This window comes from Vibrio sp. 1F279, from assembly GCF_041439815.1.
In the GTDB taxonomy this organism is placed as follows: Bacteria; Pseudomonadota; Gammaproteobacteria; order Enterobacterales; family Vibrionaceae; genus Vibrio; species Vibrio tasmaniensis_A.
On the sequence record NZ_JBGOOU010000059.1, the window covers coordinates 1 to 14,400 of the forward strand.

The window sequence follows — 14,400 nt, forward strand, 5'->3', positions numbered from 1 at the left end:
GATGGGCGCACCACCTACGACAGCTCACAAACCACCAGTCGCGGTAACATCAGCGCCAACACGCAAAGTATGCTGCAAGAGAGTGTGGCGAATGCCCGCAGCCAAACGCAGCAAAACCTTGAACAAACCAGTACCCAGCTGGGTCAAACCCTCCAAGGGGGTGCCGCGCTGAGCGATCGCTGGCATGACAGCGTGGGTAAAAATCTGGCTTACGGTGAAGGCAGCACCAGTGGCTTTAACACTCAAGTCAGTGAAGGCATGAATGACATGCAAACGGCGGTGAACAGCGTGAGTCAACAAACGGGTTGGACGAAAGACCAATCACAAGCTTACCTGCAAAGTGCCCATGGCGGCTTCGAGGGCGGCGTAGGCACCGGTAAAGGGGCATCGCCATTCAATTTAGGCGCCAGTGGCGGCGTGAAATGGTCAGATGATGAGCGTACGGCTTACAGCAAGATGAATACCGAGCAAAAGCAGCAGCTTGAGCAAGCCACGCAGCAATACACCGAAGGGGCAAATGCCGTGACCAGTGCCGGCACGCAGGTGGACAATAAAGACACCCGAACGTCGGTTGAGCAGTTTGCGCATGATTTTGCGATTAACGCCAGCAACACCAAGTCTCTTGGTGCTAGCGTGATGCAAAGCCAATCGGACTTGAACGCCCTCTCGAATACTCAAACGCGCCTAGACTCTGGCAGTGCCAGCTTTACGGCCAATTCTATTCAAGGCTTCCAGAATTATTTGGAACGACAAGCAAAGCCAGAAGACGTTCAACGTCTAATGACCGCTTACCAACCGGAAGATATTGCTGAGGCGAAAGAACGCTGGCAAAAATTTACTCGCACTGAAGCGTTCGCCACCATGGCAGGACTCGATGGTGACACGGCAAAAATTGTGGGCAAAATGAACCAAGCGCACCAAGCCACCACCCCAACCCAACAACCAGAACTGACACCCGAGCAAAACAAAACGATGGAGAAAGGATGGGCTAGTACCGTCGATACCGTGGCACACACTCGCACCGAGATGCTGCATACCAAGGGAACGGGCGGACTGTTTAATCAAGAGCGCTTTGATGGGGTAACTGATGATGTAAAACTTCAGCAAGAGGAAGCGCAGAAGCCCATCATCAAACCTGAGCCGATGATTGAAATGACCGTCAAGTCGCAGGTAGAAAAGGAGATCACTAGACCCGAAAGGACAGAATACGTCACCTCCGATCAAGCCTATCCTTCGGCGCCAAGATACACACAAAATCCGAAAGAATAATACTTAACTAGGTGCATAAAAAAGAACTTTATGCACCGCATAAATACTGGTATTATGATCAGGTATCTAAAGGAGGAATGACCATGAAAACAGTCTTGCCATTACTGCTGCTTACCTGTGCGAGCGTGCAAGCTCAACCCCACTCTCCTGAGCTCACTCAACTGCTGAGCGAGATACACGAGCAGTACAATAGTCCCACGCTGATGAACATAGATAAGAAAGATATGGCAGACATCACCAAACTGCCTTACTTCTTGCAGCACATAGATGAAACGGACACCGTGGAGTCCATACGCTTAAACGCCTACCTACAAGGTTTGCATACGGCGTATTTTGGCAGTGCTAATCATCAAAAACGCCTAGGGGGAGGAAGCTGGTTCTGTATGCGTGACACGATGGCGCTCGATCCGAATCGCCACCCTGAATTTCTTGAAGAAATGATTTGGACGGTGCTTGAGAAAACCGCCCAAAACGATTCTCAAAAGTTTAGAAGAGATAATTACGCAGGAGCATTCATGGTTTCGACGGAATATATTTTCGAATACGGCTTACAAACCGAATACCCTTGCTACAGCCCTATCCCTAAGTCATTGCAACTGAACGGTTGGAAATATTAATCTCAGCACAGGATATCCATCGAGATTGAATGTTATTTCAGGTATAAGGCCAGTACGAGAGAGTAGGAACGGGTTAAATGTCTTTATTCTAGACTAGGTATTCATTGGCCGCTGCTTGGGCACAAAAACGTTCCTTTAACCCCTTATATAGCCCAAGAAAGTATTACGTTCCTGTTTCCATGAGTAGCAAGCAATAAAGTATCCTCTTAAAATGGCAGCGATCGCATCGGTACGCTGCTATTCGTTCTAATGAATCATTAGAGTAGTAGATCTAGCTCATTTCTGCCCCTAAATTGGTTTCGCCAAAAAGTCTGCATTCACAGTCGAGTGGTTTTTGGCCTAATAGAACTAATCTGACACCCAAACTCAAAAAGAACGTAAACTGGGTATCAGAGTGCAGTTCTTAGTTCAAAGCAACTCGATGACTTTTGCTCTACAAACCGATCTTAAAGCGTCACAAATTTACAAGGCGTTATGGAAGCATACCGCCTTGATCAAGTGTCTAAAATCTTCGCTAAGAGCGTTTGAGGTGGTCTGAGGGCTGTTTCTGATAGCAAACTCGCACATTTACCAAATAGTAATAATAAACACCGATTTTTGTGAGGTTGTGTTGCAACAATTTTAAAGCCGTCCTCCGCAATCTAAAACTTGCGTCAATAAGAATTAGCAATTTCGCAGTAAAACCTCGCCCGATGAGGATGATCACAGGGATATTAAGTGTTCTTTACTATAAGGATAAGGAGCGCCATTTTATAAACTAAATAGCGGCCTTGCCCCTGGTTGAATGCTGTTTTTATATACAGTATATTGGCTGGTTTTTATTCCCGATTTATACGTTTAACGGAGCAAAATATGAGTAACACAGGTGAAGATCTAATTTTAGCTATAGAGAATAATTCAAAACTGATGCAATTGAGTAATTGCCCATCTGTACCAGTTGAATTTAGTCGTGCTGTTTACGGTTCTGTTCAGAACGATTCTGGCAATGGTTCTGTTATTGAAAATAAAGGAAATATGCAGAGTCAAATAAATACGGCTCTTGCTTTTTCCGGAGCAAACTCAGAAACAGAAGTGTGGCATTTTTTAATGGGGTCAGCTGTTCACCATTTTGTAGTTGTTCCATGGTATAAACAATCAGCGCCTCAAGGTGTTGTATACACTATTTTTATGGCTTATGAAGATAAGTACAAAGTAGATAATTATGTAAATAAGAAAAGTCCAGCTCCTACAGGGACTAAAGGTTATAAAAAGGTTTGGACAACTAGCGATTTGAGTAATATGTTTTCTGAGTTACTAACAAGTAGCGATGCTTGGGAAAGTTACTTTGGAAATGTTGGAAAAAATCAAGCAACTAAAATTACTTATTGGAAGTACAAAACAACAACTTTATCTTCTGCTATCACTAATGTTAATAATTATTAACGTACCCCAAATTAGCGTTGAGGTATGATGGTTTTTTGATCAATTAGCGTTCATGCTAAACCCTGTTATTTATGGCAAGGTAAGCATAGCGTGAGCTTGAAAAGCTCATTATTTCGGTATCCGTGGAAGCCTCCTCCTTTCCATTACGTTGGCTCTTAATACGTTATGGCGCGTAGAGAGGGGGAGGTAGTTTCACAGTAGTATTTAACGTTGCTGAATACACATTTACCATAACGACACTTAGTGCGAACCCAGATTTAGATGCAAAAAAAACCTCCCAATCGGGAGGCTTTTTCTTAGAGAGTGTCATGAAAGCTAATCTTTACTGCATTATGAGTATAGATCAGGTTTTAGATGTGTGTGATTTTGCCTTAATTTAATTTAACGGCACTTAGTGCGCACCTAACCCAATACTTTTGCTAGCACGATGCTACTCACCGCACTAGCACTTCACAAGTAAATTTGCCATACCTGTAGTTATTGATGGTTTTCTAATTTAGAAAAGGCACTGGCAAGGTTTTGCCCAAAACCTTCACAGGCTGAATTTTTACCTATGGCACTTTCTAACTCGAAAGTGCCCTTTTCTGCGTTAACGTAATTACTCAGTAGCAGATCACGCTACTGAAATCACCGTACTTTTTCTTATATGCCAAAAGTGTTAAAAAGATAAGAGAACATCGAATGATGCTCTCTTAAATATCGGGGAGAGTACAGCTAAATAGTAAACACATTTCAGACGCGAATGAGTGTATACAAAAAGGCCGCAATCAGCGGCCTAGTTTAAAATCTACTAATTCAAAGCATCAATTTGAAGCTCTTTAAGTGTGAGATGAAGCTTGGGAGTCTCTGCTTTTGTAAGCAAGCTAAGAACTCATCTTGGCTCATTGGTGGCCTTTTTAATGAAGCTCTTTGTTGCTGAGCAGCCTTAACGCATGCGCTACTGTCCAATTCGAACATATCGCACAGGAACTCGTCTGGATGTATTGCTGTTAGACCTAAAGGCTCGAGTTCGCAAGAAGGAAAGTCTTTTAGGTTGAACGTAATGATAGACTCAGCCTGACCTTTAATGGCGGCAGCTACAACATGTCTATCATCAACATCGGGTAAAGTAAGGCCATCAATTAAAGACTCATACCCTTCAATCAAGCAGTCTGGAACATTTGCGTTCATTAACTGTCGAGTTCTTTGCAGTTGTTCTGCATTTAGCTCTGGCCTATTTTTCAGTAGATTTCGAGTCCATTCATCATGTATCTGTTCTGTCCATCGCGCTCTAAACAGGCCAGTATTGGCCAAGTACATTAGGTAGCTTCGGAGTGGAGCTGGGTACATTACACATGCGTCTAGAATTACCGTATATGACGCCATTAATATCCCATATCCATTTCTTGGTCTAATGCAGATAGTTCAGCAAGAGCAGCTAGTCTGTTCTCTTCTAGGCAGTTCTTGTACTCCATAAGATCAGTATAAGCTACCTTTCTACGGTTGCCAGTACGGCTAAACGGAATATCACCTGAATCAAGAAGCTTAATGAAAGTAGGACGAGACATGTTTAGCATATCAGCACCTTCTTGCGTTGTGAGTTCCGCATGAATAGGTGTGATGCTAACAGAGTTGCCTTGACCTAATTGAGTAAGCATCTCGATCATCATATTTAATGCGCTTGCTGGAATAGTTACTTCGTGAGTCTTACCAGACTTATCGACAACGTTAATCCTTTGAGCTTCACCATTAATTTCTATAACGGCTGACAACTCTTGGCTACCAAGCTTAGCCAGTGCCATTTCTTCAGCGCTTGGCAATTTTGTAGCAGTATTCATCGTGTTTCTCTCTAGTTTTTAGTTTCTGATGTCATGGTATACAAACCTTCTCACCATGACATTATCCGAAATATTCGAAAAAAGTCAACATTCGAAATATTCGAAAGAAAGAGAGTGTCACATTATCGTTGGACTTAGTGCTCGTAGGCGGCCTAGTTCAAGGTCTATCAACGCATGCTTAACTATCTTTAATCATAGTACTTCAATATGTAGTGTATGAGAGGAATTGGTCAGCCAGATGTAGGCTAGCTGAATGATTATAATATTAGAAGTAATTCGAAAGGTCAGAGTGTTCTATGATTCATAACTCGGAATTGTCCGAAGATTAGTTTCAGTTATATCTGTCATGTTAAAGCATGCGGCAATCGTTTACGCCTCGTTATTCATTCGTAACTTGCCATCTTTCTTGTTGTGCCTGTGAAGTTGTCTGATACTTCGATACGTTTCATTTCGATGTTCATGGTGGGTTCGATTTTTTTAAGACGTGCTATATCACTGGCGATTCGTTTACAGCCTAAAAACAAGATGCCATCGAGTGGTGTTATGACATCTCCAGCCTTGAGGCAATCAACGAGGGAGGTGGCAGAGAGTGGTGTTTTTGTCCCAGCAACGTAGCGGGTTGCCACAAACTCATTCGTATAGTGGATTTCTCTTGGTAACATTTGTTCGCTTTTGGCGTAAATCATGCCGCTTTGTTTACCATTAATAACTCGATGCTCTTTATACACTCGTGTTTCCTCGCCTATGGTGGCCATAGCTTGTGGTGCGCGTGTGATGAATAAGCGAAAAGGTAGATCTTCACTTGTGATGTAATCGACAAGGTTAAACGCTAATCTTGCTCTCGCGATCTCTCCGAGTGGTTTGTCACGACAGATTTGTAGAACCTGATCCCATTGGCTGGTCAGTCGAGTGCTTTCTTTATCGCTTCTAACTTTAACCTTGAGAATATCGTAGTGAATTATCTTTTCCATGGTTAATTTGGCCTTCCGTTTTGCTTGCTTCGTTAAATTCCAACCTAACATTATTTTTTTATAACAAATTAAAGCAGTTATCCACAAAGTTGGGGCGTAACCTGTCTAAAACCTTCGTCGGTTGAGTTTATGCTCATGGTACCAAATAGATCGAAATCACCTAAAAATGCCGATAATTGTTTTCAAATTGAAGTAAAAAGCGCCAATTATAAAACTTATCGCGACACTAATAGGCGGGTATATTCGTTGACTTCTAAAAGAGCCCAATGATGGTTACTTTGCAATTGGAGTAGATTACCGCCAGTGCTCCTTGAAGCGAAAATTAGAGCAACTGCCATTGATTTCTTGAGAGGTCATGGGGGTTGGTTAATCTCTGCACCCTCGTTAGGGTACCAATAGGCGGATACCTACTTATAAGCTCTCATCCTATCCAAATTCACGAGTTGTGATCTGATTTAACTTTTTGGTGAAATTACCTCTGTTAATCCCTAAAACCCTAGCAGCCTTAGACTGATTACCGCGCGTATGAGTTATCAACTCAGTAAACAATATTTCAAACACAGCAGGAGTCACCCAAGACATATCAGGGCTAACTGATTGTTTATCAAACCATGTCGGTTCCAGTTCTGCTCGGATAAGTTTTTTTAAATGGTCTTTGTTGATTGGGGTTAGTTGGTCATTCATAGAAGTTGAAGGTCATTAAGGAACGTTATCATTCTGACAAATTTACCATGAAATCGCCTTGAAATCAGCCGACGCGGGAAAATACGAATACGATGGATAACTGTCCAGCGCAATAAGCAACGAGGACATTTTTAATCATAAGCTCAAAGCCATTCGTTTCTAAAAACACTCGACCAATCCCTGTCCGGTGATGCCCATCATCAACATAAAGCTCACCATCTCTATTACACAGAGACCAATTTCGCTTTTCTTCTTAAAAAGAGTAATCAGGATTGCTTTGAAGGTTTCGAGCATAACGCTGACCACATTCGAGACCGTGAGGATTATCAGCGCAAGGAAATAAACCACCCAAGTTTTGCCAGCATGTCGGGGCTCTAGACCCCCACCCCGTCGGAGAGGTGAACATCCGTGACTTACCTTCGGCATGCGTAAATTTTTTTCATATCAGAGCCCTACACCGCAATACCATTAGCCAACAACCGTTCAATTGTTGGCCAGCTCATCTGCATACGCAGGTAATTACCTAAAAAAGCACTGCATTTCACTCTCAAGGAACCACGATGCCTAGACCTAAACGCGCGTCCGGCAACCACTTTACCCGTGGCGGACAAATTACTTTTCACTCCATTCGGATGTTCTTTCAAGTCAACAATACCTTAGTCTACGCCGCCATTTGGTCGGTGATAGCGCTCACTGGCGTTCTTACCTGGCTACGCGCGCCCGATAACGCCTTTTGGTCTGTGTTCTACTACTGGCGCAATCATATCTATGCCAGCTTTGGGCACAATCTTAACAGCGAAGTCACGACGTTCTGGAGTGGAAAACGCTACGTTGGCACGCTCGCCTCCCAACTGGAAAATACCCAACTCATCAGCCTTTATGATGACGTCATTCGCCAAGCACAAATCAACTTCTGTATTGCCTTCGCTATTTTGATGCTCGCCATGAGTTTCTTTAAACGACAAGGCGAAAAGCAAAGTGAAGATTTCGACGTTCGAGGCTTTCAATACGCAGAACCCAAAGTGCTCACAAATGATTTGAAAAAACGGGCAAAGAAACTCAAAAGACAGGGTGTAGGCAACGGACGGATTTCTGATTTCAAAGTGGATGGGCTGGCCTTGTTTAAGCGTGAGTTTGAAGTTCAGCATATGCTCATCGACGGCACCACAGGGGCAGGTAAATCCGTCATGCTTCGTAAACTCCTGCGCTGGATACGTAAACGTGGGGATAAAGCCATTATTTATGATAAAGGCTGCACCTTTACCAGTAAGTTCTTTGACCCTAGCCAAGATACCTTACTCAACCCCTTCGATGAACGCTGCGCCAATTGGGATGTCTGGTGTGATGCTAAGGATGCCCCTGATTTTGAAAACATTGCGAACGCGCTTATCCCGCAACATGGTGAAGGTGATCCGTTCTGGGTTGATTCCGCACGGACTATCTTTTCTAGTGCGGCGTATCGCATGAGTAAAGATAATAAGCCCTGCTCGACCGCTCGATTGCTCAGCCTAATTTTAACCTCAGAGCTCGAAGCGTTGGGTAACTTCCTGCAAGGCACAGAGTCTGCTTCCCTAGTCTCCAAGGACATCAAAAAGACCGCCATCTCGATTAAGTCCGTTTTGGCCACTTACATTAAGAGTCTGCGCTTTTTAGATGGACTGGATGAAAAAGACGGTCAAGGTCAACCCAAACGCAAGCCGTTTTCCATCACCGCTTGGGTACAAGATGATAAACAAAAAGGCTTTTTATTCTTATCCAGTAACGCGCAGCAACACGCTTCACTGCGTCCTTTAATTTCAACTTGGCTTGCCATTGCCTCTAACGCTATTTTGGGACTCAAAGCCGATGAAGACCGCCGTATCTGGGTGATTATGGATGAGATGCCTAGTCTGCATAAACTGCCTGAGCTGGATAACATCATTTCAGAAGTGCGTAAGTTTGGGGGCTGTTATGTGATTGGTCTCCAGTCTTATGCGCAGCTCGTGAAAACCTACGGAAAAAATACCGCGGACGTTATTTTTGATTTACTCAACTCTCGCTTTTACTTTCGCGCCCCATCAGCGCAGATGGCGCAAATCTCATCCAAAGATTTGGGTGAGCAAGAGGTGGACGTCTCAAGAGAGAACATTTCTTACGGTGCAAATGCGTTGCGTGATGGGGTATCGATTGGTCACCAAACCGTCACCCGCCCTGTTGTCTCTAGCAGTGAAATCCAAGCCATGGATGATTTACAATGTTACCTTCGCGTACCAGGAAGCAGCTTTATCACTCAATTAGAGTTGCACTTTGATAAGATGCGAGATGTGACACCAGCCTTTATCAAACGTGAACACACCCTATCTCCAGCGATGATTAAAGCATACCAAGAAGCCGTTTACTGTGAGTGTGTTGCTCCAGGGCTTTTCCTTAGTGAAGAAGAGCGTAATGCTCTCTCAACCCGCCAATCAGAGCAATTTGATACTGCAGAAGAGATGAAGCTCGAGACAGCCCAAATCAAAGAAGCCACGCAAAGCAAAACGGTCAAAAATCTTGTCAATGATGATGCAGAAAATCTCAAATCAGACGGTCACTATCAAAAGCGCGCTCAACAAGATCTCGAAGAGTCGGCGATATCTCAAGATATCGGGATGGACGATATATCTGAATGATGAAAGGGAAAATAGCTAAATATTACCATGAGATGATAGAAGAGCAATTTATATAAATAATGAATAATTTAATATATAAGATTATTTTTAAGGCGTCTAAATAGGGGTAATTATATTTTCTATAAATCATAAACCACCTTAAACCTAACCTCAGTCAGAGTACAGGGTAAATTATAGAGAGGTCTTTATATGGAAAAGCAAAGAGAACGACGTCAATGGGGAACTTGGATAAAGAGTGTTTTCATCTTTTTTATCGGAGGGTTAATTTTTAGTTCACAAACCTATGCCCAAGGGAAAAAAACCTACACTTGGTTTATCAATAAGCCAAATAATGCAACCTCGTCAGTTCCTTCCTTGAAGGATCTAACTGTAAATGACATCTTGAGTGATGAAGATTACTTGAGTAAAAATACGAAAGAAAGACAGACTGGTATTCTCGTTGATGGGGTTATTCAACCTTGGGTTTATCATTGGGCTAGAATAGAAGATCGTCTAGATCCAGATACTGCCTTAAACAAGCTAAATCATCGTTATACCGCCCTAGTCCGTCCTAGGGCTACATTAGAAAGAATTCCTGACGCTATCACTAGCCCTGACCGTGTTCGATTTGATTATTGGGATTATCTTGAAGGAATGGTCTTTTGGGGAGGAAGCTCTCAAGAAGGCACAATTTTAGCCCCTGACCCTCAATGGATTGAAGAAGCTCATGTGAAAGGAGTCAAGATTTATGGCAGCGTCTTTTTGCCTAGTCTCTCCCATGGAGGAAATTTTCAAGATTGTCGAGATTTAGGGACAGTCAGTTTGATGACAAAGCTCATTGAATTGGCTGACGGACTGAATTTTGAAGGATGGTTTTTAAATGTTGAAAGTTTTTCTGGGGAGCAACAGCGAGAAACCTGTATTAATCAAATTGATTCAGCGCTAAGTGACAGTAGGATTACTACATTACAACAAGAAAAAAATATAGAATTTATAAAATATATTGGTTCAGAGGGCTATAGTGGTTGGATATCAGACGCCGATATTACTCCAAATGGCTTTATAGAACCAAGAATGAAAGCATCTCCTCATAGTAATGAAGTCGATTATTATCTCATTAGTGAATATGGTGCAGAAGCTTTAAACGAGATCAGAAATCCTGCTAAGTTCAATTCAAATAAGCAATATCTTATGTTTCCCAATGCTTCTTATTGGGGGCAGTTAGATCAGACAACTAAGTATACTATAAAAGTAGGTGCCCGAAACAATGCGGAACAAGTCGCCAAGCAATATTGGGAAGGAATGTTGGGTAACGATGAGCGTAAAGAATCAGAGGAGTATAATTGGAATGGTGTTTCTCAATATACTAAGAAGCGGAGTACAGATGCCCAGCTAGAACGTTTTCCTGTTCTTGCCTATCAGGATATTAATTTTCAAGGATCCTTGACCCATCTTAATTACGGAAGGTCTTCTGATGAAGAGATAAATGCTATAGGAGAGATTTCGTCGATTAAGGTAGGGCCAAAAAGTTACGTTCGCTTATGTAAAAGTACTGATTATTCAAATTGTTTGACTGTATGGGGGCTGGATCTTGATTTTGTGGGCGAAGAAATGAACGATTCTATTGTCCATCTTGAGGTTGGTCCGCTTGAACTATACCCAGAAAATGTTGTTTTCTATACTGATCAGTACTTTCAAGGCCAAAAGTTGACTCTTGATCGAACTAACGCATTCTACGATACAACTGACATTTACGACAGGGCATTCTATCGATCAATTTCATCTTTGGTTGTGCCTCCAGGGAAAAAAGTACTCCTTTGTAATACAAGGACGGAAGACAGTTGTCAATTTCCCTATACTGGTACGGTAAAACTCGTAGCTGCCTCTGACAATGACGTCACACGTGGGGTTAAGATAATTGACCAACCGCAATTAACTTTAGCGACACTCTTTGCTCATCGAGACCAACAGCCTCCATTGTTTGAAATGCTCCAGCTTAACCATGTTTACAATGCTTCAGAGCTAGGGGATGTAGGTATTACTAGTTCTTCTCTTAGGTTGCACGATAAACAATATCAAGTGAAAGCTTGCCTTCAATCTAACCTAGGGGGCACATGTGATATCTACTATGCTGATAGTAATTATTTTGGTGATTTAAGAAATGACTCTTATCGCTCTTTTGTTATTGAAAAGCGTGATTTGAATAATGTTATAGGTCTCGCTTACATGGACCTTCAGTTACATGGACCTCAATATCCTTTGCTGACAGGGACGAATGAGAACTTCCCTGATATTTTTAGGGGAGGGATCTCTTCAATAAAGCTGCTCCTACCCGGCTATGAGTTTTCTTATTGCCTTACCGATAATCAACAAAATTTGGAATGTACTGGTTATAGGAGCAATGATTCTCTTGGTTTATCATCTGATTATGATGATAACAGAACCTTATCTATACGTATTCGTGAATAATTTTTTTAGGGTCAAGAAGGACTTTAAATTGAAATTTAAGGGATCCCAATAAGGTTAGCAATTTCGCCTTATATCCTCGCTCGATCGGGCGGGGATATAAGGCGTCAGTCGCGATAGCGGCTTAATCTGGTGTTAGGTGTTATTGGCTTTCTACATATGCTTTAAGAGTTTCTATTGTTGCCCCTCCTGCTGTACAAGCAAAGTAATATCGCGACCATAAGCAGCGCTTTTGCTTTGCCTTGTTAGGTGGGTATCCTGCAATCTAAGCATTCTTGATGATATGGATTTGAGGTTATTCACCATCACGCTAATTGACAACTTTGGCGGATATGATAACAAGACTAATAGGGAAAATTTGCAGAATGGAACGATCAAAAACACTGCATTTTAATAACTTAAATTTCCAACGCTAGTACTACTTGGAGAGCCTCACCCACTCTTGCCTCACGTTGTTTCCCTCAATGGAGAGCACCAATGAAACCAAGATTCCGACACAAACGTCAACACAGTGCGCGATTAAAAAACTAAAACACCCACCATGATATGTCCCCTGAAAAACAACCCGAATCACTCTTTGTTCTCGATATGCTCGACGGCAACGACTGGTGACCCCTTGTACTCACTAATCCAGCTTACGCAACATAGAGGTTACACCCTAGAGCCTTATCATCACGATTAATCACTCAACCCCCGTCCCAAGCCTTGCCATTGCAAGGCTTTTTTACGTTCATTTATCAAGGAATTACCATGTCAAGTAAGACCATCTTGAATTCTGACCATTTACCGATATTAAAAAAACAATTACACACTATTCTCAATCAACTTACCGATGCTGAAATTATTTCAAACAGCCCAATTAAAAAAAACACATGGTTATCGATTTGTGCTCAAGCGATAGGTTATAGCGACTGGGACGACTTAAAAGCGCAGACAGTAACGCACCACGTCTCAGCCCATAACATTGTATTTAACCAAGTGTCCATTATCCCTTTTATTCAGAGCGTGAGGGTAAGTCTAGGAGAGCACATCGACAACATTGAAGGATTTGCCTGTGTCATTCTAAGGAACTTAACTCCCGAAGAGCGAAACGCCATGAACGGCAAGGAAGGTGATCTTCCACCCTTACCCAAAGCCCCGACGTCCTATACATTAGAACTAGGTCCCAATACTGTTTATGCTTCCGACCTTTTAGATTGGCTCTGGCCTACCACCAAAAATCACCAAGTGGCCCCTATAAATAATCACTATTTAGAGCACGTGAAAGAAAAGCGAATTAACTTGAGTAAGCCACAAGTAAAAAAGCGCTCATTAGATGTTTACCCGCGCTCTGGCATGTTAGTAAGGGACATCTTAGGACAACTGGTTTCAGAGGGGTATCTAGAATTCAACGACACGCAAACATGCGTATCTTTTACACAAAAAGGTTTCAATTATTTAAATGGAAAAATGACCAACGAATATGACTCTGAATGGAAAGGATGGTTTAAGGCGTTTGTAGCTCATATCAAAAAAATCCCATACCGATACATCAAAATAGATTGGACACCCTATATCTATTTATATTCACGTGGAATGTCCCCCATTGAGGCGGCAAAAAATCTTGAATGGTCAGAATGCTACACTCAAGCGCACTCTGAGATCCGCTCCGCTCTTAAACACCAACTCAACATCAACTTACCTCTGTATCCCAAAGAACGATACCTGCAATTTACGCCCAGAATATTTCTGACACCTGAGCTTACCAGCAACAAGGTAACAGACATTCATTTTGAATTTATAGGACCCGACTGGGCTAAACCAAACGGCAATCCAAAAACAAAGCGCTTTTGGCCAAACAAACGCTACGTGTCTGTTTATTTAGATACCTCCCCCAAAAGTCGAGGTTGGTATGCCGTCATTCCCGATGAGGTTGATTGCTTTCAAGTGAGCTACAAATGGACAAGCCGGTCCCATTCTTTTTCAAGCGTCACCCATCATATGACTTACCAGTTAGAGCCAAATATAGAGTGTGCTCAAGATTGGCTGTATGGCAATGAGTGCATGAAGCATTCTGATTCTTCGAAACCAGCAATGGCCGCCGATGAATATAGCTTTAACCGTCTAGAATGCCTGACTCATGGCAAGCATTTAACCAAGGAAGAAATAATAGCGTTAGACCGATTTAAAGCGGGCATTACGTCCATTCACATTGATGAAAATGGCGTCACCATTCACGAAGAAAGAACGTTAACCGCTAGCAATTCATTTGCTTGTGTTGGGATCATTTTGTAACCGCAGTAACAGCACCCACCACTCAATTCATCGCCATCATTGGTGATTGGCATTACACAAGGGAACACCGTCATGCTTTCTATCAGCCCTCTTAAATCCGCTTCTGGCGCTGCAAAGTACTACCTAAGCGAAGAAACCCCCAAAGACCTACCTGACGTCTCTTTAGAAAAAGATGCCGGTGATAACTATTACCTCAAAGAAAAAGACCAAGAAGAAAACACCTTCTGGCATGGCAAGCTGGCCATCGAAGCGG

10 protein-coding genes and 2 pseudogenes are annotated in these 14,400 nt (G+C 42.5%); 7 read left to right on the plus strand and 5 right to left on the minus strand.

All coding sequences use genetic code 11. The features are described from left to right. The 3 genes and pseudogenes from ACED60_RS24165 to ACED60_RS24175 all read left to right on the plus strand — a co-directional run. Positions 1-1,269 (plus strand): annotated as a pseudogene (locus tag ACED60_RS24165) (conjugal transfer protein TraG); the annotation flags it as partial. Positions 1,270-1,352: 83 nt separating this feature from the next. Continuing rightward, a complete protein-coding gene (locus tag ACED60_RS24170) occupies positions 1,353-1,886 on the plus strand; it encodes a hypothetical protein (protein WP_371728627.1) in 534 nt (177 codons plus the stop codon). A gap of 852 nt (positions 1,887-2,738) precedes the next feature. Next, the gene (locus tag ACED60_RS24175) at positions 2,739-3,308 is read left to right on the plus strand and encodes a hypothetical protein (protein ID WP_016799065.1); all 570 of its coding nucleotides are present in this window, start codon (positions 2,739-2,741) and stop codon (positions 3,306-3,308) included. A gap of 795 nt (positions 3,309-4,103) precedes the next feature. Here ACED60_RS24175 and ACED60_RS24180 read toward each other — a convergent pair. The 4 genes from ACED60_RS24180 to ACED60_RS24195 all read right to left on the minus strand — a co-directional run bounded on the left by ACED60_RS24180 (position 4,104) and on the right by ACED60_RS24195 (position 6,780). Continuing rightward, positions 4,104-4,673, minus strand: a complete 570-nt coding sequence (locus ACED60_RS24180; RefSeq protein ID WP_017098631.1) for a PIN domain-containing protein — start codon at positions 4,671-4,673, stop codon at positions 4,104-4,106. Next, on the minus strand, positions 4,673-5,125 hold the full coding sequence (locus ACED60_RS24185; RefSeq protein ID WP_048667525.1) for a helix-turn-helix domain-containing protein: 453 nt from the start codon (positions 5,123-5,125) through the stop codon (positions 4,673-4,675). Before ACED60_RS24185 ends, ACED60_RS24180 begins: the two co-directional genes overlap by 1 nt. A gap of 383 nt (positions 5,126-5,508) precedes the next feature. Continuing rightward, positions 5,509-6,096 carry a hypothetical protein gene (locus ACED60_RS24190; RefSeq protein WP_229648121.1) on the minus strand — a complete coding sequence of 196 codons (588 nt, stop codon included), beginning with the start codon at positions 6,094-6,096 and terminating at the stop codon, positions 5,509-5,511. A 426-nt stretch (positions 6,097-6,522) separates the two neighbouring features. Continuing rightward, complete coding sequence (locus ACED60_RS24195) at positions 6,523-6,780, minus strand: helix-turn-helix domain-containing protein (protein ID WP_016800114.1); 258 nt, start codon at positions 6,778-6,780, stop codon at positions 6,523-6,525. A gap of 560 nt (positions 6,781-7,340) precedes the next feature. Between ACED60_RS24195 and traD the strand changes: the two genes are divergently transcribed. Next, positions 7,341-9,428: a type IV conjugative transfer system coupling protein TraD gene (gene traD / locus ACED60_RS24200; RefSeq protein WP_371728628.1), complete on the plus strand. Its 2,088-nt coding sequence runs from the start codon at positions 7,341-7,343 to the stop codon at positions 9,426-9,428. Between the two features lie 189 nt (positions 9,429-9,617). Beyond that, the gene (locus ACED60_RS24205; RefSeq protein WP_371728629.1) at positions 9,618-11,876 is read left to right on the plus strand and encodes a hypothetical protein; all 2,259 of its coding nucleotides are present in this window, start codon (positions 9,618-9,620) and stop codon (positions 11,874-11,876) included. Positions 11,877-12,015: 139 nt separating this feature from the next. Here ACED60_RS24205 and tnpA read toward each other — a convergent pair. Further along, positions 12,016-12,218 (minus strand): annotated as a pseudogene (tnpA, locus tag ACED60_RS24210) (IS200/IS605 family transposase); the annotation flags it as partial. 405 nt (positions 12,219-12,623) lie between these two features. Here tnpA and ACED60_RS24215 point away from each other — a divergent pair. After that, complete coding sequence (locus ACED60_RS24215) at positions 12,624-14,147, plus strand: hypothetical protein (protein ID WP_102533714.1); 1,524 nt, start codon at positions 12,624-12,626, stop codon at positions 14,145-14,147. A 72-nt stretch (positions 14,148-14,219) separates the two neighbouring features. Further along, positions 14,220-14,400, plus strand: a 181-nt coding sequence (locus tag ACED60_RS24220) for a hypothetical protein (protein ID WP_371728630.1), incomplete at its 3' end; no start/stop codon positions are given.